This is a genomic window from Cupriavidus lacunae (assembly GCF_003353055.1).
In the GTDB taxonomy this organism is placed as follows: Bacteria; Pseudomonadota; Gammaproteobacteria; order Burkholderiales; family Burkholderiaceae; genus Cupriavidus; species Cupriavidus lacunae.
Genome location: NZ_QKWJ01000007.1, coordinates 54,140 through 73,367 on the forward strand (window position 1 = coordinate 54,140; position 19,228 = coordinate 73,367).

The 19,228-nt window shown below is 64.7% G+C and carries 21 protein-coding genes, 1 tRNA gene and 1 pseudogene; 13 read left to right on the forward strand and 10 right to left on the reverse strand.

What is annotated here, in order from left to right; all coding sequences use genetic code 11:
• Positions 1 to 33: 33 nt before the first annotated feature.
• The 5 genes and pseudogenes from DN412_RS44000 to DN412_RS08510 all read left to right on the forward strand — a co-directional run bounded on the left by DN412_RS44000 (position 34) and on the right by DN412_RS08510 (position 2,750).
• Positions 34 to 531, forward strand: coding sequence for a hypothetical protein (locus DN412_RS44000; RefSeq protein ID WP_208647581.1), 498 nt, complete (start codon positions 34 to 36; stop codon positions 529 to 531).
• On the forward strand, positions 528 to 1,097 hold the full coding sequence (locus DN412_RS08490) for a hypothetical protein (protein ID WP_115014093.1): 570 nt from the start codon (positions 528 to 530) through the stop codon (positions 1,095 to 1,097). The genes DN412_RS44000 and DN412_RS08490 overlap by 4 nt, the downstream gene beginning before the upstream one ends.
• A 429-nt stretch (positions 1,098 to 1,526) precedes the next feature.
• Positions 1,527 to 2,048, forward strand: a complete 522-nt coding sequence (locus tag DN412_RS08500) for a DUF1643 domain-containing protein (RefSeq protein ID WP_115014095.1) — start codon at positions 1,527 to 1,529, stop codon at positions 2,046 to 2,048.
• A 50-nt stretch (positions 2,049 to 2,098) separates the two neighbouring features.
• Positions 2,099 to 2,443: pseudogene (locus DN412_RS44430) on the forward strand (SOS response-associated peptidase family protein); the annotation flags it as partial.
• 154 nt (positions 2,444 to 2,597) lie between these two features.
• The gene (locus tag DN412_RS08510; protein ID WP_115014096.1) at positions 2,598 to 2,750 is read left to right on the forward strand and encodes a DUF2188 domain-containing protein; all 153 of its coding nucleotides are present in this window, start codon (positions 2,598 to 2,600) and stop codon (positions 2,748 to 2,750) included.
• 494 nt (positions 2,751 to 3,244) lie between these two features.
• On the opposite strand, the gene DN412_RS08515 is transcribed toward DN412_RS08510, so the two are convergent.
• From DN412_RS08515 to DN412_RS08525, 3 genes are read right to left on the reverse strand one after another with little or no spacing between them, the layout of a single operon-like run.
• On the reverse strand, positions 3,245 to 3,508 hold the full coding sequence (locus DN412_RS08515; protein WP_244222594.1) for a flagellar basal body L-ring protein FlgH: 264 nt from the start codon (positions 3,506 to 3,508) through the stop codon (positions 3,245 to 3,247).
• Complete coding sequence (locus DN412_RS08520; RefSeq protein ID WP_115014097.1) at positions 3,505 to 3,915, reverse strand: hypothetical protein; 411 nt, start codon at positions 3,913 to 3,915, stop codon at positions 3,505 to 3,507. Before DN412_RS08520 ends, DN412_RS08515 begins: the two co-directional genes overlap by 4 nt.
• Before the next feature lie 5 nt (positions 3,916 to 3,920).
• Entirely contained in the window at positions 3,921 to 4,673 is a 753-nt protein-coding gene (locus tag DN412_RS08525) for a hypothetical protein (RefSeq protein ID WP_115014098.1), read from the reverse strand.
• On the opposite strand from DN412_RS08525, the gene DN412_RS08530 reads away from it, so the two are divergent.
• Positions 4,663 to 5,169, forward strand: coding sequence for a hypothetical protein (locus tag DN412_RS08530; RefSeq protein ID WP_133303034.1), 507 nt, complete (start codon positions 4,663 to 4,665; stop codon positions 5,167 to 5,169). The two genes, DN412_RS08525 and DN412_RS08530, sit on opposite strands and share 11 nt — an antisense overlap.
• A 118-nt stretch (positions 5,170 to 5,287) precedes the next feature.
• On the opposite strand, the gene DN412_RS08535 is transcribed toward DN412_RS08530, so the two are convergent.
• Together DN412_RS08535 and DN412_RS08540 are read right to left on the reverse strand one after the other, a co-directional pair.
• Positions 5,288 to 5,363, reverse strand: a tRNA-His gene (locus DN412_RS08535).
• A 102-nt stretch (positions 5,364 to 5,465) separates the two neighbouring features.
• On the reverse strand, positions 5,466 to 5,744 hold the full coding sequence (locus DN412_RS08540; protein WP_208647583.1) for a hypothetical protein: 279 nt from the start codon (positions 5,742 to 5,744) through the stop codon (positions 5,466 to 5,468).
• Between the two features lie 385 nt (positions 5,745 to 6,129).
• Between DN412_RS08540 and DN412_RS43750 the strand changes: the two genes are divergently transcribed.
• Positions 6,130 to 6,282 carry a hypothetical protein gene (locus DN412_RS43750; protein WP_167471078.1) on the forward strand — a complete coding sequence of 51 codons (153 nt, stop codon included), beginning with the start codon at positions 6,130 to 6,132 and terminating at the stop codon, positions 6,280 to 6,282.
• A 465-nt stretch (positions 6,283 to 6,747) separates the two neighbouring features.
• Here the strand turns inward: DN412_RS43750 and dusA are convergent, their stop codons facing one another.
• A complete protein-coding gene (gene dusA, locus DN412_RS08545) occupies positions 6,748 to 7,785 on the reverse strand; it encodes a tRNA dihydrouridine(20/20a) synthase DusA (protein ID WP_115014100.1) in 1,038 nt (345 codons plus the stop codon).
• A 397-nt stretch (positions 7,786 to 8,182) separates the two neighbouring features.
• Between dusA and DN412_RS08550 the strand changes: the two genes are divergently transcribed.
• On the forward strand, positions 8,183 to 8,806 hold the full coding sequence (locus tag DN412_RS08550) for a L,D-transpeptidase (protein WP_115014101.1): 624 nt from the start codon (positions 8,183 to 8,185) through the stop codon (positions 8,804 to 8,806).
• On the forward strand, positions 8,772 to 9,107 hold the full coding sequence (locus DN412_RS42980; protein WP_133303035.1) for a hypothetical protein: 336 nt from the start codon (positions 8,772 to 8,774) through the stop codon (positions 9,105 to 9,107). Before DN412_RS08550 ends, DN412_RS42980 begins: the two co-directional genes overlap by 35 nt.
• 63 nt (positions 9,108 to 9,170) lie before the next feature.
• Here the strand turns inward: DN412_RS42980 and DN412_RS08560 are convergent, their stop codons facing one another.
• From DN412_RS08560 to DN412_RS08570, 3 genes are all read right to left on the reverse strand, one after another.
• On the reverse strand, positions 9,171 to 9,731 hold the full coding sequence (locus tag DN412_RS08560; protein ID WP_115014103.1) for an NADPH-dependent FMN reductase: 561 nt from the start codon (positions 9,729 to 9,731) through the stop codon (positions 9,171 to 9,173).
• Positions 9,732 to 9,860: 129 nt separating this feature from the next.
• Entirely contained in the window at positions 9,861 to 10,949 is a 1,089-nt protein-coding gene (locus DN412_RS08565; RefSeq protein ID WP_115014104.1) for an enoyl-CoA hydratase/isomerase family protein, read from the reverse strand.
• A gap of 120 nt (positions 10,950 to 11,069) precedes the next feature.
• Positions 11,070 to 12,635 (reverse strand): methyl-accepting chemotaxis protein, encoded by a 1,566-nt coding sequence (locus DN412_RS08570; RefSeq protein ID WP_115014105.1) that lies wholly within the window; start codon positions 12,633 to 12,635, stop codon positions 11,070 to 11,072.
• A 238-nt stretch (positions 12,636 to 12,873) separates the two neighbouring features.
• Here DN412_RS08570 and DN412_RS08575 point away from each other — a divergent pair, with 238 nt between their 5' ends.
• Positions 12,874 to 13,737, forward strand: a complete 864-nt coding sequence (locus tag DN412_RS08575) for a sterol desaturase family protein (protein ID WP_115014106.1) — start codon at positions 12,874 to 12,876, stop codon at positions 13,735 to 13,737.
• 48 nt (positions 13,738 to 13,785) lie between these two features.
• Here the strand turns inward: DN412_RS08575 and typA are convergent, their stop codons facing one another.
• The gene (typA, locus tag DN412_RS08580) at positions 13,786 to 15,606 is read right to left on the reverse strand and encodes a translational GTPase TypA (RefSeq protein ID WP_115014107.1); all 1,821 of its coding nucleotides are present in this window, start codon (positions 15,604 to 15,606) and stop codon (positions 13,786 to 13,788) included.
• Positions 15,607 to 15,794: 188 nt separating this feature from the next.
• Here typA and DN412_RS08585 point away from each other — a divergent pair, with 188 nt between their 5' ends.
• The 3 genes from DN412_RS08585 (at position 15,795) to DN412_RS08595 (ending at position 19,226) form a co-directional block, all read left to right on the forward strand.
• The gene (locus tag DN412_RS08585; RefSeq protein WP_115014108.1) at positions 15,795 to 16,283 is read left to right on the forward strand and encodes a MarR family winged helix-turn-helix transcriptional regulator; all 489 of its coding nucleotides are present in this window, start codon (positions 15,795 to 15,797) and stop codon (positions 16,281 to 16,283) included.
• A gap of 100 nt (positions 16,284 to 16,383) precedes the next feature.
• Entirely contained in the window at positions 16,384 to 17,928 is a 1,545-nt protein-coding gene (locus tag DN412_RS08590; RefSeq protein ID WP_115014109.1) for an efflux transporter outer membrane subunit, read from the forward strand.
• Between the two features lie 44 nt (positions 17,929 to 17,972).
• Positions 17,973 to 19,226 carry an HlyD/EmrA/EmrK family protein gene (locus tag DN412_RS08595; RefSeq protein ID WP_115014110.1) on the forward strand — a complete coding sequence of 418 codons (1,254 nt, stop codon included), beginning with the start codon at positions 17,973 to 17,975 and terminating at the stop codon, positions 19,224 to 19,226.
• Positions 19,227 to 19,228 lie beyond the last annotated feature (2 nt).

A 19,228-nucleotide genomic window follows, 5' to 3' on the forward strand; every position in this document is an offset into this window, starting at 1 on the left:
CAACGCGGCGCTCGCTGCCTTCCGGCGGCACGGTTGGCGTCGCATACCCGGGAACAATCGGATCGCCTCGGCGCGCGGCAGGGCTTTACCGTCATCAGCACGAACGTGGTGGTCCGCCTGGATGGGCTGCCACGCTCCGGCCAGCGCGAGCCGGCCGACCCGGGCGCCGCAGTCTACTGGCAGGACCGCGCCGGCGCGCCTCGCGTGATGGCGATCGACATGTACCGCAGCGTGGCCGACAACCTGGCCGCCATCGCCGCCACACTGGAAGCGCGGCGCGCGATCGAGCGGCACGGCGGGGCCCAGATCCTCGAACGAGCCTTCACCGGCTTCACCGCCCTCCCGTCGCCTGGCGCAGCGCGTACGTGGCGCGAGGTGATCGGCGTGCCGGCCGGCGAGCAGGATATGGCCAACGTGCGGGCGGCATTCCGCCGGCGCGCCCAGGCGGCGCACCCAGACCGCGGTGGCTCGCACGACGATATGGCTGCCCTCACCGCCGCGATGCGGCAAGCCGAGCGGGAGCTGTCATGACCGAATTCATCGTGGTGGCGGTATGCCACACTGACCGAGATCACCACTACATCACTCTCTATCGGCCGGAAAACCGCGGCTATACGCCGGTGGTATCGCGCACAGGCCGGTACAGCGGCGAACGCCTTGCGGAGGCGCTGGACTACCCCACCCTCATCAGTGGCGCAATGGTGCGCGCCATCCTGGACGGCGGTGAACTAGAAACCGCCCTCCTCCAAATGAATCCGGAAGGCAGCAGGCACGTCGACTCTACCGTTGGGATCGTAGTTGGCCAGATTGGCATCAAGTATTTCTACGGCCCTATCGAAAATGCGATTTTGCTCGCGGGCGCTGGCGCCGTCCCAGCGATCGATGAGCGCTGGATCGATGACGATAACGAGCGGTGCATTCCGTCGCTGCTCGCGAGAATCGCGAACAGTCCAGGTAACCCTAACGTGTCGGTCATCCCCCGAGTCATCAAATTCGGCATCGTTCGGAAAGACATCCGTTCCTTCGACTGCACCTTCAAGCCACTCTGCCGCGCGACCCATGGCCATCTCCCATCGTTTCGGAAAATCGTAGTATGAGCAACGAACTGCCCAGCCTCTTTCGCCGCGCCATGGTGCGCGCAATCGCCCACAACGAGCTAGGCGTCATGTGGCCCCTCAAGTTGATCAACATACCTCTGAGCCCACGAGATGCCTTCGCTCTGGGCGCGTTCATCCCTTTCGTGAAGCCCAAGCACGTCAGACTCCTTGATGGTATGGCGGCCGCTGGTCACCCGCCCCAAGGATGCGAATTCTCCGTTCCCGGCAGGTTTTGCGAACCCCTCGACTATGTAGCCTCGATACCTTGCAATAGACATGTGAGCACCCCTCATATCGACCACCTAGGATCCGCCGCAGTCAATTCAACGGCCATTTAATACACCCTAGCATACGGCGCGCGGGTGCACAGGTTGGTGACCGATTTCGCCGCCCCCTCGTTTTGCGGGTAGCGATTAAGGAGATCGAGGCATGAAACACCTGACCACCCAAACCCTCGACGGTGAGGCGGGCTGCATCTTCTCCGACTGCGAGCAATACCGCTATCGCCTCTGGCGCGAATGGGATGCCAGCCGGCCGGCGCTGGGTTTCATCATGCTCAACCCGTCGACCGCCGACCACCAGGTCAACGACCCGACCATCACCAGGTGCATGCAGCGTGCGCTGGCCGGCAAGTACGGCAGGCTGGAGGTGGTCAACTTGTTCCCCCTGCGCTCGACCGATCCTGACGGCCTGCTGTCGCATCCGGCGCCGCTGGGGCGCGAGGACACCGCCAACGGCGCCGTCATGGATGCGATCGACCAATGCTCGCTGGTGATTTGCGCCTGGGGCGCCCACAAGGCGGCGCCTGCCCGCGCAGCAGAGGTGCTGCGTATCGTGCGCATGTGCGGTCGCGGCAACCTGCTCTATCACCTTGGGCTGAATCAGGACGGCAGCCCGAAACACCCGCTCTACATCGCAGCCAAAGTCCGGCCGCAGCCATACACAGCATGACCGAAGCAGCAGCACATATCGTCTATGAGCCGAACTACGAGGCGGGGCCCAAGTCGACCCGGTACAAAATCTGGCTGCCGGGCGAACCGGCGTTCGGGATAGCCGGCCTGTGGCTGGATTGGCCTGACGGCACCTTCTCGTTCACCATGCTGACGGTGAACGCCGACCAGCACCCGGTGATGAAGCGCATGCACGCCCCGGGCAAGGAGAAGCGGTCTGTGGTGATCGTGCCGCGGCTGCCGTGGGACCACTGACTGACGTGCCGCGACCCGGAGCTGGCGCGCAGCTTCATGGCGCTCTATCCGGAGGACCAAATGGCTGCCGAGCCTGCGCCGATCGTGCGCCGCCCGAAAGAGCCGCCGCCTGTCGCCGTGGATGCCCAACTGCCACTATAGGCGCGTACCCCACATGGGGGTAGTGCAAGGATCTCGCAACGATCAGAATGACCGGGCCGTGGAGTCTGAAGCGGTCAGCGAGACAGGGGGATCCAATGCCTGTGCGAAGCATTCGCGTAATGCCGGCCCGACGTTGGCTGGGTGCTCGAGATAGATGGTCTTGTCGACAGGCCCCAGGCCCCACAAATTTCCAACGCTCGAAGCGGCAATCGACGCCGGCTGGAACCGAGCCAGGCGCGAACACATCGATCTCCAGATACACGATCTAGATGGTGCCCTGCCCGGCCAAGGCCCTACGCGCTCATGACACTCTGACTGCCATGGCGCCGTCGCATTGCTGCGACACCTCTATTTAGAAGGATGCACGATCAGCGGGCCCTTGCGACCATTCCTCCCGGGCGGTTCCGCGACTCGCCCACCACTATTTCAGCCCTCGCCAACTCTGGCCGAGGGCTTTCTTTTGCCAATCGGCACGCGACCGCACCAGCTGGGCACGCTACCCATTCACCGTTGAAACACACTTCATGGGGCACCGATTTACGCACTAAGACGGATGCCAATCCAATGACAATCAGCCAGCATGGAATAAGCGGGGCTCGTGACCTCGCCTTTACGGGCCCTGGGGAACGCCCCCAGGCTCCAAGGGCCCTTTTTTCCGTCATTAGATGGACACAGCCCTCGCCTATCCTGGGTGAGGGCTTTTCTTTTCACTCTGGCGAGCAATCGCTCGACTGGATGTAGATCCAGCGACCCGGCGCGATCCCGCCCGGCAGGTTTCACCGGGCGATCTGATGGCCAAGCTCAGCGGCACGACAGCAGCGCCGCCTCCAGCAGCGCCTCATACCCGGCACGCTGCTCAAGTTCGGCCAGCGCGGCGCGGCCCTTGGTGTAGAGGCCCGCGCCAGGATCTACCTGGTCAAGAGCCCATGCCGGGCGCACCACCACCGGCGGCCGGCACGGCACGGCGATCGGTACCTCTACCGTCCGAGTCTGCGTGATGACCTGCGGCGCGCTGGCGCAGCCGGCGATGGCCACGGCGAGCAGTAGCGTGATCGATCGCATCATTGCTCCTCCTGGCGTACCCGAATCTGCGTGGTCAGCAGATCGTCAAGCGATGCGCACAGGTCGGCCGGCTTCGACGGTGGGCGCTTGGCCAGGTCGGCGGCCCGGGCCTGCGCTGCATCAGCGCGGTCTTGCGCCTGAGCGACCGCCGCGGCCGCCGCACGCGCCCTCTCATCAGCTTCCGCCTTGAGGCTGGCCACGGCCGAGTTTGCCTTGCCGACGTCAGCGTCGCACTGCTGATTCGCGGCCAGCGCCAGGCCGAGTTGGGCCTGCGCGGCGGCCGCGCGCGCGATCGCAGCATCCCGTTGCGGGCCGTAGTACTGTGCTGCCAGCCAGGCGCCGAGTGCAGCGACGGCCAGCAGTGCTGCACCGACCAGCGCGGCGCGCGCGGCGCCGCTCAAGTTCACCATTGGATTCATGCGACCCCAAAGGCAGACTTGGCGCGAGCCCAGAGCATGCGCCGATCCGAGATGCCATTGATACCGCCGTTTGTGGTGAGGTTGCCGGAGGCGTCGAGCGCAAGCACTAGGTTTGCGCGCTGGCCAGCCGTCAGTGCCAGCGTCTGGTCGGCGGTGCCGGCCGGCAGCTTGAGCGCCCGGTTGACGTCGCCTTGCAGGGTGTCCAGCCCACTCGAAAGTGTGTCCAGAGCATCATTGACGTCGCTGGAGGGTGCCGCGTCGAATCGGACGAAGCGCTTCAGCGAGGTGGCGGCGCTCTCATGCCAGAGCACGCGGGACATGTTTCGGCCGACGCCGTCGATATTGGCCTCGGCCTGGCTGACGAGGGGCTGGGACCAGTAGAAGGTGTCCCATGAAGAGGCGTCCCAGACGCCGCCGCCCGCGCCAGCATTCGCGCCCTGAGTCCCCGAGGCGGCATAGTTGCCGTCCGAGTAGTCGAACTGCTGGCGGAAGCTGATGTTGACGCTGTCGAGCGCCTCCATCTCCAGCACGAGCTTGCGGAAGCGCTTCTTGTTGGCCGGCAGCTTGAACTGGTTGAACTGGAGCCGCATTACGGCCTTGATCGCCAAGCCGTCGAAGCTGGTGCCGACGTCCTCGCGCATGACGTAGCCGTCCGTGGTGCCGAAGAACAGGCCGTCGGTGCCGTCGAGCATGTCGCCCTCGGCCGTGCAGGCGACGATCTGCGGCGTCTCCTGCTTCGTGAAGGCCACGTCCGTCGGCTGGATCAGGGCGGCCGAGGTGGTCAAGGTCCGGGACTGGTCAGCGCGCCTGCACGCCGTTGTCGAGCGGGCGAAGCGCACGGCCGCCGAGACCACCACGAAGAAGTTCGTGGTGCAGAGCCTCTACCCGCTCCCGAACCGCAAAGGCCAGCCGTACAGCAAAAGCGGCTGGGGGTCGGTCTGGCAGGACGCGATGTGGGAATGGATCTCGACGATCGATGCCGAGGCAGCAGAGGCGCTGCGTGCCGAGCGGGCGCAGTCCGCCGCGACGCGGAAGGACAGGAGCATGGGCGCCTGGACGTCCGGATATTCGATTGCCGAGCATGAGGCTTTCTTCTCGACGCTCGACATCCGCCCGGCCGCCATCACCACGAAGCTCGAGCGCCGGTCCGCCGATGCCTACGACTTCGCGGCGCACGCGAATCCATCGACCACCCACCGTCACTACGATCGGCGCAAGGCCAAACGGGCAGCAGCGACAGAATAAGGGAGCAGAAAACAGAAACGGCGCCAGTGGCGCCGTGGGAAAATTCCCATTTCTGTGGGAAATTCCGCATCATGGAACGGTTAGGAAACCCGTAAGGCCTTGATGCGAAAGAGAATTTTGGGGTGGCTGATGGGACTCGAACCCACGACGACAGGAATCACAATCCTGGACTCTACCAACTGAGCTACAGCCACCGTAGAGGTCATCAGCGAAGCGCTGATCGACGAAAAACAAGATTATACAAACAGTTTTCCGAGATGGCTAGTATCCCGCACAAATTTTTTCGACGGGATCGATCAGGTCCGTGATGGACTCCACTTCGCCTCCAGCAGCACTGCCCGCTTGATGGCTTCGATGGTCTCGGCCTCGGTATCGAACTGCCCCAGCAGCCGGCGCGACTTGCCGTTCAGCACAGCCTCGTTTAATGCCTTCCCTGCCGCTTCCGAGGTGCCAGGATGCCAGCAGTAGCGTGCCGTCCATTTGCCGTCCTGCAGCTGCTCGGCCACCCAAACCACCCTGAAGTCTTCATAGACGACGCCGAACGGCGCTTCGTTTTCCACGTTGTCTTTTTCCATGCTGCTCCCCCCCTGCCGGCACGGTCCGCATATCTTGCCCTATCTCGCCTGGGGCAGTGCGAGGAATCGTATCACGGCCGCCGGGCAGGTCGTTCACGCCAGCAAGCGTCTGGCGGCATCCGGCCATCGACAGCGGAAATATGCTGTGCACAGCCCCTACCTCCGCAGGGTTCATGCCGCACGTGCCCGAAGCGATACTCGTGCCTGAGGGACATTGACCCCCCTCGACCTTCCCGTCAGGCGGCCCGCCCCATCGGGCCGCCTGCCTCTTTTTGCCCCCTTCCCAGCCAGTACTTTCGGGTACTTCCGCGCCGCCAGCCTCTGGCGACGGAACCTTGCGCCCATGCGCGAGCCCAACCGACGTTATTGAATGCAGGCAACAGGCATGCAGATCAAGTGTAGATGGCCGGCGAGGATTTTTACCGTAGCGGCCGTGGCGGCCATGCTCGGCGGCTGCGCTGCCGGCGGCGCCGATGGCGAGAAATCGAGCGTTACGACTTACGGCACGCTGGACGTGGGCATCAGCCATACGCGCTGAGGCGGGCTGAATCAGGGCAGCATGACCGATGGAACTCTTTATGACGATGGCCGTCTAATTCCTTCGTCCGGCGCATGCAAAACGAGCGCGCAAAAAAAAGAGTCCGCAGCACGGACTCTTAACTTTAGCGATCTCAAATGCCCTGAAGGCCGTTGCACTGTAACTGCCATCCCGGGAATGCACCATTCGGGTAAACGAAGAGCGGCGAGCGACAACAACGCCGACGAAAAAAAAGCCCGCCGAAGCGGGCTAATAATCAGTTGAAGAAAGCCCTGTATTCGAGGGCAGGCACAGTGTATGAAAGTGCCCTGCCTCAGCGAATTAGGGGAATCCCTTTCCTGGTGCCGGTTTCCGGGCAATCAGGGACTGCAAGTGCGGCGCGCGGTACCCCCGCGCAGCCACGCATACTTTCATGATTCGGAGTTAGAGCGCGGCCTCGGCATCGCGCGCGCTGGCCGCAAGCGCTTACGCGGCCAGCGGCTCCTGGGCCTGCGGCCGCAAATGCGTGCGGGCCTCTTCGAACAGCGCATCCACGTCAGCCCGCGTGCGCGCCGCGTTCATCCGCTTCGAATCCGACAGTACGCGGCGCCAGCCACGTCCGCCGGCAATGCCGCGATGCAGGCCAAGCATGTGCCGCGTCACGGCACCCATATACCCACCCCTCTCCACCAGGTTGCCGATGTAGCGCTGCATCGCCAGTTCGACATCGAGCCGCGACGGCACCGGGGCGCTCGCATCGCCATAGAAGCGCGCATCCATTTCCGCCAAGACATAGGGCTGGTGATAAGCCTCGCGACCGATCATCACGCCATCGACGTGTTCCAGATGGGCCGCCATCTCGTCATAGCTGACGATGCCGCCGTTGATCAGGATTTCCAGATCGGGAAACTCCTGCTTCAGCTGGTAGGCGACTTCGTACCGGAGCGGCGGAATCTCGCGGTTTTCCTTCGGGCTCAGGCCCTTCAGGATCGCATTGCGCGCATGGACGATAAACGTGCCGCAGCCCGCCTCGGCCACCTTGCCGACAAAGTCACGGACGAAATCGTAGTGCTCGATCTTGTCGATGCCGATGCGATGCTTGACGGTGACCGGGATGTCCACCGCATCGCGCATCGCCTTCACGCAGTCAGCCACCAGTTGCGGCTCTGCCATCAGGCAAGCACCGAAGGCGCCGCGCTGCACGCGCTCGGACGGGCAGCCGCAGTTCAGGTTGATTTCCGCGTAGCCCCATTGCTGGCCCAGCTTGGCCGCCATGGCGAGGTCGGCCGGCTCGCTGCCGCCCAGTTGCAGCGCGACCGGGTGTTCGGACGCATCGAAATCCAGGTGGCGCGGCACGTCGCCATGCAGCAGCGCGCCCGTGGTCACCATCTCGGTGTACAGCCAGGTGTGGTGGCTGAGCTGGCGGTGGAACATGCGGCAATGTCGGTCGGTCCAGTCCATCATCGGCGCTACGGATACCCGGCGCGGGCTTGTAGCAGCGATTTTCCCTTGATAATCAGTCATTTCACAGCGATCCACCTGGACCGATACTCCTACCTACAAATCTCAGAAATTGCCTTCGTCCGTCAGCCACGAAACGACGGGTTCACAGACGAGCGGAAACTCGTTGAGTTTACCATCGAGGGGCCGATCGAGATCGATCAAGGCAACGCAGGTGCACCCTCAAAACGGAAGCGCCCCCTCGCATCAGCCCGCACGCGCGGCTTGGCCTGGCTACCTCAGCACGGCCTTCCGATGCCCAAAGAAATAGAAAACGTGCAGCACAGATAACATAGCAACTCCACTATATTCGGACTACGCTGATTGATTCCCGAAGGCATCTGCGCGCAAATGGGAATGTGCGTGCCCCCGACAGGGACCCCGCACCCCGCCCACAATACGCTATGAGTCGCTTAAGCAGATGAGCTTCCTTGAATCTGAAATCCGGGATAACAGCATCCTGCGCAGAGGCCTTGAAGAACTAGTGAGAGAACGCTTTGGATATACACTCAACCGCCCGGATTCGCCGCGTGAGATCGTCAAGCTCTTGAGGCTTGACGAACTGGAGCGCCAGATTCATTGGCGTAAGGCCAAGCTCCTTTTCGACGGCAAGTCCCAGCAAAGGATAGAAGGCGGCGCAACGCAGATGCGTTGGCCGGCCGTCTCAGGGCGGACCGGCTACCAGACCAAGGAACATCAGAGCACCAGGGATGCAGGCCCCATACCCGAAGGCCTGTACACCGCGCGGCAGGATGATTTTCAGCGCTGGGAAGATACGAGCATCTTCAACAGAGCTGCCTGCATTCTCAGGCTCATCAACATCAAGGCCGGGCGATGGCCAGGCTGTACGACAGCCTGGGGCACCCGGCGCATTGGATTGCAGCCACGCCCCGGAACAAACGTGTTTGGCCGAAGCAATTTCACGATCCACGGCGGAAGCTACCCAGGCTCTGCAGGCTGCATCGACCTCACCAGTTCAATGAATTCCTTTGCCAAAGAGTTCTTGTACTATGCCAAAGACATGGAACTGGAAGTTCGCTATTAGGGCAGTCGGATCCAGCATCCTCGCTCTCATCGCCATGCTGATGCTGGTAGAGATATGGGGAGCATGGACAGCCCCCGAGGAATATCCGTTCGGCGGCCAAGGACCATCGGCAGCAATGTGGGCATATCAATCACAGGCGAACTACCTGCTGTCGTGCTTCGCATGCCTGCTCGGGTGCTCACTTGGAATTTGGGCGTTGCTGGCGATGAACCGCAGCATTTGGCTGCGCTGGCTGGCCGGGATGCCAGTGCTTCTCCTCTGGGTATGGATGGCACTCGACGGTTCCCGGCTTGACCTCTGAACGTTCGCTGACAGGCGCCGCGGTGGATGCGCATACTTAAGTTCGCAGTGCTCCGCCCCTGTATCAGCGCGGCGCAGTCCGCTCGATCCAGGTCGAAAACGTCGTCAGGAACTTGCCCAGAAAGCCCTTCGTCGACTCATTGGCAATTCCGCCCTGCTCGTCAAACAGCTTGTCGACGCCGCTGATATACGCCTCGGGCTGCTGCAGCATCGGGACATTGAGGAACACCATCGACTGGCGCAGGTGCTGGTTGGCACCGAACCCGCCGATGGCCCCGGGCGAAGCGCTCATGATGGCGCCGGGCTTGCCGTCCCAGACGCTGCTGCCATACGGGCGCGAGCCCACGTCGATGGCGTTCTTCAGCGGCGCGGGCACGGAGCGGTTGTATTCCGGGGTCACGAACAGCACGGCGTCGGCGCGGCGGACGCGATCGCGGAAGGTGGTCCAGGCCTGGGTCGGTTTGTCATCGAGGTCCTGGTTGTATAGCTCCAGGGCACCGATTTCGACGATCTCCAGCCTGAGCTGCGGCGGCGCCAGCGCGATCAGCGCCTTGGCCAGCTTGCCGTTGTATGACTCCTTGCGCAGGCTTCCCACCAGTACAACGACATCACGAGGATTACTCATTGCGGCTCCTTTGACTGTGTGGACGGGTTGGCATGGACGGCGCCCGCAGCCTGCATTGCCATGGCAGCGGGCGCCAGTCCAGCCGTCACTCTACCCGAGTCGGAGCCGGCATGTCCTGCGCAGCGGATGTCACGCATTCTTGCCGAGCGCCACCAGCGGATGCTCCCCGGCGCGCCACGGGCTGTCGAAAAACGACATCACCTTTTCGCGGCTGACTTCATCGGGCCGGGCATGCTGCCAGCGCGGCTTGTGGTCCTTGTCGACGGCCAGCGCGCGGATGCCTTCAACGCCGTCGCCCTTGCGGAACACGTAGTACATCATGTCCAGCTCCATGCGCAGCTCGTCGTCCAGCGACATGCTGCGTGCGCGGCGGATCTGCTCCAGCGTCACGCACAGCATCAGCGGCGAGCGGCTGCGCAGCATGGCGGCGGTCTGCGCGGCCCAGTCGCCCGGGGCGTCGCTGACGGCGGCAAGGATGTCCGGCATGGTGCTGCCCGCGAACAGGCTGTCGATCTGTGCCGACAGCCCGGCCAGCGCGCTTTGCGCCGGTGCGCAATCATTGCGGTGCGTGGCGGTGAAGCCTTCGATGTGGGCCAGCACCGCGTCGCCGCTGGCAAACTGCTGCGTGCGCAGCGAATCGACCAGTTCCGCGAGGCGGTTGCCCGGCAGGTAGGCGTCGGCCAGCCCGGCGTAGAGCGCGTCGGCGGCGTGGATCACGGTGCCGGTCAGGCCCAGGTACTCGCCGATGCGCCCCGGCGTGCGCGCCAGGAACCAGCCGCCGCCCACATCCGGGAACAGGCCGATATTGGTTTCCGGCATCGCCATCTTGGTGCGATCGGTGACAAGGCGCAGCCTGGCCCCTTGCGAGATGCCCATGCCGCCGCCCATCACCACGCCATCCATCAGCGCGATATAGGGCTTGGCGTAGCGGTGGATCAGGAAGTTGAGCGCATATTCCTCGACAAAGAACTGGTCAAGCAGCGGATCGCCTTCGTGCGCAGCCTTGTGGAAATAGCGGATGTCGCCGCCGGCGCAGAATGCCTTGCCGCCGGCACCGGTGACCACCACGGCCACTACCTCGGGCGCGGCGGCCCAGGCCTGCAGCGCCCGGGTGATGGCGCGGATCATGTCGAGCGACAGGGCGTTGAGCGCCTGCGGGCGGTTCAGCGTCAGGTATCCGATGCCACCGCGGACCTCTGTCGTGACGAATTCAGTCATGTCGTACTCCTCCAATGCAACTCGCGATTTTACGCCAGTCGCATAGGCAAGCGCACCCCTGTGGGCAGCTTGCGGCGCATGCGCAAACGCTGCGCATGCGCCCCGCTCCACCCTTGCTCATCAGGCCAGCCGGAATGTCGCCACCAGCGACGTCAGGCGCTGTGCCTGGTCTTCGAGCGATGCGGCCGCGGCGGCCGCCTGCTCCACCAGCGCCGCATTCTGCTGCGTCATGCTGTCCATCTGCGTCACGGCCACATTGACCTGCTCGATGCCGTTGGACTGCTCATCAGAGGCCGAGCTGATATCGCCGATGATGGCGCTCACACGCTGCACCGCATCGACGATATCCTGCATCGCGCGGCCCGCGTCATCGACCAGTTCCGAGCCTTCGCGCACATTGGCTACCGAGGCGCCGATCAGCGTGCGGATTTCCTTCGATGCACCGGCGCAGCGCTGCGCCAGGTCGCGCACGTCGCCGGCCACCACGGCAAAGCCGCGGCCGTGCTCGCCGGCGCGCGCGGCTTCCACGGCTGCGTTCAGGGCCAGGATGTTGGTCTGGAAGGCGATCTTCTCGATCACGTCGATGATGTCGACGATCTTGCCCGAGCTGGCGTCGATCGACTGCATCGTACTGACGACGCGCAGCACGGCATCGCTGCCGCGCCCGGCCAGGGTCGCGGCATCGGTTGCAAGCGCGCGCGCCTCGCGTGCGCTGTCGGCATTCTGGCGCACAGTGCTGGTCAGTTCCTCCATGCTCGAAGCGGTCTCTTCCAGCGAAGCCGCCTGCTGTTCGGTGCGCTGCGACAGGTCGGTATTGCCGCTGGCGATCTGCTTGCTGGCTGCGGCGATCGAGTCCGCACCGCCGCGCACGTCGCCCACCATGGCCACCAGGCTGGCCTGCATCCGGCCCAGCATGCCGAGCATGCGCGCGGTCTCGTTGCGTGCCGTTTCGTCGGCCAGTACCTCGCCGCCGGATGCCGCGACGCTCAGGTCGCCGCCCGAGATGTTCTCGAAGCGCGCAATCGCCGTATCGAGCGGCCGCACGATCGAACGGCGCAGGCGCCATGCCATCACCGTGCTGAAAACCAGGCCCACCGCCAGCACGCACACCGACAGCGTGAACAGGTTGAAGTAGCGCTGTTGCGAGGCCTCGTAGACCTGCTTCGCGCTCGCGACCTGCAGCTTGTTCAGTTCGGTGTTGACGGCGGTAAAGGCGATGTCGAGCCGCGGGATGGTTTCGAGCACGGCCTTCATCACGCTATCACGGTCGCCGGCATGCAGCGCGGCGATCATCGGCGTCACACCCTGCCCGAACAGTGCATCGCGCCTGGCGGTGACATCCTCCACCGCCCTGGCCTCTTCAGCCGAGCGCGGCAAGGCGAGATAGGCCTTCCAGGCTTTCTCGGAATCGCGTGCAAAGCCTTCTGCGGTCGCGGCGCGCGCTTTCGCATCGGCGGGGTCGGTGGCGAAGGTGGCCTGGTCGAGCAGCACACGCACCAGCAACTGGTTCGAACGCGCTTCGGCCAGGTTGACAGCGGCGGACAGCTGTTGCTGGTAGATCTGGCGCGTGGCCTCGTTGCTGCGCGACATGCCGAGCCAGCCCACCGCGCCGACAATCAACAACAACAAGTTTGTGACGACGGTGAGGAACCACAATCTGGCTCCGATGGTAGTGTTCTTGAACATGAGGGCTCCGGGGGAAGAGGAATCAGGGGACTCGGGAGCGCGCGCCGCGCGGCCGCCCTGTTCAACTACGGCGCGCTGGCCGCGTCCTTTACCGGTATTCACCGCCCTCACACGCGTGACAGAATTGCGTGGCAGTACAGCAATCCACCTTGTGGCGGATGCGCCGCGATAGCCCCGCTCGGCGCCGTTTGGAGGAACCCCTCGTGGCAATTCCACGCGAAATATGCAAACTGGCGAGATGAACACTGAATCGCTCGATCCCGGACTCGTACTGCTGGCCTTTGCGCCAGTGTTCCTGCTGACCATCGGCGCCGAAGCCTGGTACTGGGCCCGCCGCGACCCGACCGTCTACAGCCCGCGCGACACTATCTCCAACGCGGCACTGGCCCTGATGCACCAGGCCTCGGATGCGTTCTTCCTCTGGCTGATGATCCGCACGGTCTATGCGTGGTGCTATCAGCATGGCCTGCGCGCCATGCCGGAAACGCTGTGGTCATTCGCCCTGCTGCTGTTGCTGCAGGACTTTCTCTATTACTGGTTCCACCGCGCCAGTCACCGCGTGCGCTGGCTGTGGGCCTCGCACGTGACGCACCATTCGTCGGAGGGCATGAATTTCTCGACGGCGTTCCGCCAGAGCCTTACGTATCCGCTCTCGGGCATGTGGCTGTTCTGGATTCCGCTGGCGTGGATCGGCTTTACGCCGGACTGGGTGATCCTGGCGGTGGGCCTGAACCTGGCCTTCCAGTTCTTCGTGCATACGCGGCTGGGGCAGCGCTGGCCGCTGGTCGAGTCGCTGCTGAACACGCCGTCGGTCCATCGCGTGCATCATGCGAAGAACCCGCAGTACATCGACCGCAACTACGCCGGCGTGCTGACGATCTGGGACCGGCTGTTCGGCACCTTCGTCCCCGAGCATGAGGCGCCGGTGTACGGCATCACGCGCCAGGTGCGCACCCATAACCCGCTGACGCTGACCTTCCATGAATGGCGCGACATGTTCGCCGATGCGTGGCGGGACCATGACCGGCGCTATCTGTGGAAACCGCCCGAATGGCGCAGCCCGCGGGCGCCGGCACTGGAGCCGCTGCCCGGCACGCGATAAAAAAAACCGCGCCAGAAAGGCGCGGTTTTTTGTGGCCGGCGTCAGCGCTTATGCGCCTTCGCGGGAAGCGCGCTTGCGCTCGTGTTCCTTCAGGTGGCGCTTGCGCAGGCGGATGCTCTTGGGCGTGAGCTCGACCAGCTCGTCGTCGGCGATGAATTCCACCGCATATTCGAGCGACATCTGGATCGGCGGCACCAGGCGCACCGCTTCGTCGGTACCCGAAGCACGCACGTTGGTCAGCTGCTTGCCCTTGATCGGGTTGACCACCAGGTCGTTGTCGCGGCTGTGGATGCCAATGATCATGCCTTCATACAGCGCATCGCCCGGCTTGACGAACATACGGCCGCGGTCCTGCAGCTTCCACAGCGCGTAGGCCACCGCATCGCCGTCGTCCTGCGAGATCAGCACGCCGTTGTGGCGCTCGCCCAGGCCGCCTTCGCGCACCGGTGCGTAGTCGTCGAAGATATGGCTGATCAGGCCGGTGCCGCGCGTCAGCGTCATGAACTCGCCCTGGAAGCCGATCAGGCCGCGGGCCGGGATGCGGTATTCCAGGCGGGTACGGCCCTTGCCGTCCGACGCCATGTCGAGCAGTTCGCCCTTGCGGCGGCCCAGCTCTTCCATCACGCCGCCCTGGTGGCTGTCTTCGACGTCCACGGTCAGCAGTTCGTACGGCTCGTTCTTGACGCCGTCGATTTCCTTGAACACCACGCGCGGACGCGACACGGCCAGCTCGTAGCCTTCGCGGCGCATGTTTTCCAGCAGGATGGTCAGGTGCAGTTCGCCGCGGCCCGACACTTCAAAGATGGTGTCGTCGCCGGTATCGGCGACGCGCAGTGCCACGTTGGACTTCAGTTCGCGGTCCAGGCGCTCGCGCAGCTGGCGGCTGGTCACGAACTTGCCTTCACGGCCGGCCAGCGGCGAGGTGTTGACGCAGAAGTTCATGGTCAGAGTCGGCTCGTCCACCTTCAGCATCGGCAACGCGTCCAGGGCGTCCGGCGCGCACACGGTGCAGCCGATACCCAGTTCTTCGATGCCGTTGATCAGCACGATGTCGCCGGCTTCGGCCTCGGACACGATCTCGCGCTCCAGGCCCTGGAACTTCAGCACCTGGTTGATACGACCCTTGATCGGGTTGCCTTCCGGGCCGAACTTGACCACCACGTCCTGCAGCGGACGGGCGCGGCCACGCGAGATGCGGCCCACGCCGATCTTGCCGACGTAGCTGGAGTAGTCCAGCGAGATGATCTGCAGCTGCAGCGGGCCGTCCCGATCGTCGTCACGCACTGGCACCTTGTCCAGCACGGTTTCGAACAGCGGCTTCATGTCGCCGTCGCGCACGTCTTCGGTCAGGCCGGCAAAGCCGTTCAGGCCCGAGGCGTAGATCACCGGGAAGTCCAGCTGCTCGTCGGTGGCGCCCAGCTTGTCGAACAGGTCGAAGGTCTGGTTGATCACCCAGTCCGGGCGCGCGCCCGGGCGGTCGATCTTGTTGACCACCACGATCGGCTTCAGGCCCAGCGCCAGCGCCTTGCGCGTGACGAAGCGAGTCTGGGGCATCGGGCCCTCGACCGCGTCGACCAGCAGCAGCACGCCGTCGACCATCGACAGCACGCGCTCCACTTCACCGCCGAAGTCGGCGTGGCCCGGGGTGTCGACGATATTGATATGGGTACCGTTGTATTCGACGGCACAGTTCTTCGCGAGAATCGTGATCCCGCGTTCCTTTTCCAGGTCGTTCGAGTCCATCACCCGTTCGGCGACTTGCTGGTTGTCGCGGAAGGTGCCTGCCTGGCGCAGGAGCTGGTCGACCAGGGTGGTCTTGCCATGATCGACGTGGGCGATGATGGCGATATTTCGGATGGCGCGGGTCATTGCTGCGTCTCGCTTTGGAGAATCTGAGGTAACCCAACATTCTAGCATGTTGCGGCGCAAGACGCGTTGACCGGAACCGTCACTTACCCAGGGAAAATTATTGCGAAAAGTGGAATAACAAATTTCCGTTCTTGCGCATCATTAAACGTGAACATATATTTGCCACAGCAAAGATTGCAAAGGCAAAGATGTCACCGTTCCCTTCCCCCGATCGGCCAGCCGAATCCACGGCCGGCCAGTTCGATCCCGCCCAATACCAGATGTCCGACAGCGTCGGCTACCTGATGCAGCGCGCCAAGAACATGCTGGCGCACGGGGTCGAGCAGGAAGTCAGCAGCCTGGACATCACGCACGCACAAGCCAGTTGCCTGATGATGCTGGCCACCGGGCGCGCCTCGACCGTCACCGACCTTGGCCGCGAACTGAATACCGACATGGGTTCGGTCACGCGCCTGCTCAGCCGCATGGAAAAGCGCGGCCTGATCGAGCGCCGCCGCCGCGACGCCGACCGCCGCGTGGTCGACCTGTCGGTCACGCCACAGGGCCAGGAACTGGTGGAACAACTGCCCGCCATCTTCTGCAAGGTGCTTTCTCACCACTTTCGCGGTTTTTCCGAGGACGAGCTCCTGGCGCTGCGCAGCATGCTACGACGGATCATCGATAACAACAGCGGGTAGCGGGCCTGCGCGCCGCGCCGCCGGCACGCCGGATTGTCCGGCCAACCGGAAACTGTATCTGCCCGTAGAAACCGTATAGCTCCGGCGACGGAGCAACAACATGAAACAAGCTCTCTCTTCCCAATCTCTCCAGCCCGCCGGCTCACGCGAGCTGGCGCGCCGTGCCGGCACGCTTGCGCTGACCGCCATGGCCGCGGCAGTGCTGGCCGGGTGCGCGGCGCTCGGCAATTCGCACAGCACCCAGACCGTGGCCGATCCGGCCGCGATGGCAACTTCGCAAACCCTGCCCGGCGAGCACGGCCAGTGGCCATCGCAGGACTGGGTCGCCCAGTTCAATGACCCGCAGTTGAGCGCCCTGGTCGATGAGGCGGTCAAGGACAACCCCAACCTGCAGGCCGCGTTCGCCCGCGTGGAAGCCTCGCGCGCGATGGCCGATGCCACCCGCAGCGCGCTCTATCCGCACCTGGAGTTCGAAGGCAGCCTGCTGCGCCAGCGCTTCTCCAACAACGACCTGTTCGAGGGCACGCCGCTGGCCGGATCGTGGCAGAACCAGTCGCGCCTGCAGGTAGGCCTGTCCTATGACTTCGACTTCTGGGGCAAGAACCGCGACGCGCTCGAAGCCGCCCTGTCCGACGACCGCGCCGCCGAAGCCGAAAGCCAGGCCTCGCGCCTGATCCTGGCCACGTCGATCTCGCGCAACTACGCGCGCCTGGCCGCACTCTATGCCCAGCGCGACGTGGCCGAGCGCGCCATCGCCCAGCGCCGCGACCTGACCGAGCTGTCGCGCCAGCGCCTGGCCGCCGGCCTGGATACCCAGGTCGAGACCACGCAGGCGCGCGGCACTGTCGCCGCATCGCAGACCGACCTGCAGCGCGTGGACGAGGAAATCGCACTGGCGCGCAACCAGCTGGCGGCGCTGCTGGGCAAGGGCCCGGACCGCGGCCTGCAGATCCAGCGTCCGGTGCTGCTGGCGCAGGCCACGCCTACGCTGCCCGACAACCTGACCATCGGCCTGCTGGGCCGCCGGCCCGACCTGGTGGCGGCACGCTGGCGCGTGGAGGCGGCATCGAAGGACATCAATGTCGCCAAGAAGGAATTTTTGCCCGACGTCAGCCTGACCGCGTTCGCCGGCCTGGCCGCGCTGGACCCGTCCAAGCTGCTGATGGGCATCAGCCGCACCTTCGGCATCGGCCCGACCATCCGCCTGCCGATCTTCGAAGGCGGCCAACTGCGCGCCAACCTGAAGGGCAAGTACGCCGGCTACGACATCGCCGTGGCCAACTACAACCAGGCCCTGGTCGACGCGCTGCGCGAGACCGCCGACACCATGACCAGCATCCGCAGCGTCGACAAACAGATCCAGACCCAGCGCGAAGCCCTGGACCTGGCCGAGCACGCCTACGCCCTGGCCACCATGCGCTACAAGGCCGGGCTGGGCACGCAACTGACCGTGCTCAACGCTGAAAGCAACGTGTTGCAGCAGCGCCGCCTGGCGACCGACCTGCAGGCACGGCGGCTGGACCTGCAGATGGGCCTGATGAAGGCGCTCGGCGGCGGCTACCAGGAGCCCGCCGAAGGCCACGAGGGCGCCGGCCACGACCAGGCGCAGCAACCGGACAACACACAGGCGGGCGCCCGCGGCTGATCCGCGCACCCAGTGATCGCAGACAAGATTCTTCAGAAAACATCATGAGCAACAACCAGCAAGCGGCCGGCACCAACAATCCCCAGCACCCCGCCCAACCCACTCCGGCCACCAGCAACAATGGCAAGCGCAAGCGCATGCTGCTGTCGCTGACCGCGGCGCTCGTCGTCGCCGGCATCGGCTACGGCGTGTACTGGGGCCTGTATGCCCGGCATTTCGAAAACACCGACGACGCCTATGTCGCCGGCAACGTGGTCCAGGTCACGCCGCTGGTGGGCGGCACCGTGGTGTCGATCGCCGCCGACGACACGCAACTGGTCACCGCCGGCCAGCCGCTGATCCAGCTTGACCGCGCCGATTCGCAGGTGATGCTGGAACAGGCCGAGGCGCAGCTCGCGCAGGCCGTGCGCGAAGTGCGCACGCTGTATGTCAACAACGGCTCGCTCGCCGCCAACGTGGCGCTGCGCGAAGCCGACGTGGCCAAGGCCCGCGACGACCTGCGCCGCCGCCAGGCGATCGCCGGCTCGGGCGCGGTCTCCAATGAAGAGATCTCGCACGCGCAGTCCGCGCTCAAGGGCGCCGAGTCGGCGCTGCAGGCCGCGCGCGAGCAGCTGGCCTCGAACAAGGTGCTGACCGACCAGACCACGGTGGAAAAGCACCCCAACGTGCAGCGCGCCGCCGCCAACCTGCGCTCGGCCTACCTGGCCTTCGCGCGTTCGTCGATGCCCGCGCCGGTGACCGGCTACGTCGCCAAGCGCTCGGTGCAGGTCGGCCAGCGCGTGGCCGCCGGCGCGCCGCTGATGGCCGTGGTGCCGCTGGACCAGGTCTGGGTCGACGCCAACTTCAAGGAAGTGCAGATCACGCATATGCGCATCGGCCAGCCCGTCACGCTGGAAGCCGACGTGTATGGCTCCAAGGTGGAATACCAGGGCAAGGTCGCCGGCTTCTCGGCCGGTACCGGCTCGGCCTTCTCGCTGCTGCCGGCGCAGAACGCCACCGGCAACTGGATCAAGGTGGTGCAGCGCCTGCCGGTGCGCATCGCGCTTGACCCGCAGCAGCTCACGGACCACCCGCTGCGCGTGGGCCTGTCGATGACCGTCAAGGTCGACGTGCGCCGCGAGGAAGGCGCCTCCCTGGCCGCCGCCGCGCCGGCCAAGCCGATGCAGACCGATGTCTATGACAAGGTCGCGCAGGACGCCGACCAGCTGATCGCACGCATTATCGCCGCCAACAACGGCGGCCGCAGCACCGGCCTGCCCGCGGCCAGCGCCGCCAACGCCAAGCCTGCCAACACCTGAAC

Excerpts from the sequence above, each read along its gene's own strand:
- DN412_RS08540 (WP_208647583.1), bottom strand. The coding sequence starts at position 5,744 with ATGGAAAAAGACAACGTGGAAAACGAAGCGCCGTTCGGCGTCGTCTAT.
- DN412_RS08500 (WP_115014095.1), top strand. The coding sequence starts at position 1,527 with ATGAAACACCTGACCACCCAAACCCTCGACGGTGAGGCGGGCTGCATC.
- DN412_RS08490 (WP_115014093.1), top strand. The coding sequence starts at position 528 with ATGACCGAATTCATCGTGGTGGCGGTATGCCACACTGACCGAGATCAC.
- DN412_RS08570 (WP_115014105.1), bottom strand. The coding sequence starts at position 12,635 with ATGTTCAAGAACACTACCATCGGAGCCAGATTGTGGTTCCTCACCGTC.
- DN412_RS43750 (WP_167471078.1), top strand. The coding sequence starts at position 6,130 with ATGCAGATCAAGTGTAGATGGCCGGCGAGGATTTTTACCGTAGCGGCC.
- typA (WP_115014107.1), bottom strand. The coding sequence starts at position 15,606 with ATGACCCGCGCCATCCGAAATATCGCCATCATCGCCCACGTCGATCAT.
- DN412_RS08510 (WP_115014096.1), top strand. The coding sequence starts at position 2,598 with ATGGTCTTGTCGACAGGCCCCAGGCCCCACAAATTTCCAACGCTCGAA.
- DN412_RS42980 (WP_133303035.1), top strand. The coding sequence starts at position 8,772 with ATGCCAAAGACATGGAACTGGAAGTTCGCTATTAGGGCAGTCGGATCC.
- DN412_RS08550 (WP_115014101.1), top strand. The coding sequence starts at position 8,183 with ATGAGCTTCCTTGAATCTGAAATCCGGGATAACAGCATCCTGCGCAGA.
- DN412_RS08590 (WP_115014109.1), top strand. The coding sequence starts at position 16,384 with ATGAAACAAGCTCTCTCTTCCCAATCTCTCCAGCCCGCCGGCTCACGC.
- DN412_RS08560 (WP_115014103.1), bottom strand. The coding sequence starts at position 9,731 with ATGAGTAATCCTCGTGATGTCGTTGTACTGGTGGGAAGCCTGCGCAAG.
- DN412_RS08595 (WP_115014110.1), top strand. The coding sequence starts at position 17,973 with ATGAGCAACAACCAGCAAGCGGCCGGCACCAACAATCCCCAGCACCCC.
- DN412_RS08575 (WP_115014106.1), top strand. The coding sequence starts at position 12,874 with ATGAACACTGAATCGCTCGATCCCGGACTCGTACTGCTGGCCTTTGCG.
- dusA (WP_115014100.1), bottom strand. The coding sequence starts at position 7,785 with ATGACTGATTATCAAGGGAAAATCGCTGCTACAAGCCCGCGCCGGGTA.
- DN412_RS08515 (WP_244222594.1), bottom strand. The coding sequence starts at position 3,508 with ATGATGCGATCGATCACGCTACTGCTCGCCGTGGCCATCGCCGGCTGC.
- DN412_RS08585 (WP_115014108.1), top strand. The coding sequence starts at position 15,795 with ATGTCACCGTTCCCTTCCCCCGATCGGCCAGCCGAATCCACGGCCGGC.
- DN412_RS08520 (WP_115014097.1), bottom strand. The coding sequence starts at position 3,915 with ATGGTGAACTTGAGCGGCGCCGCGCGCGCCGCGCTGGTCGGTGCAGCA.
- DN412_RS08565 (WP_115014104.1), bottom strand. The coding sequence starts at position 10,949 with ATGACTGAATTCGTCACGACAGAGGTCCGCGGTGGCATCGGATACCTG.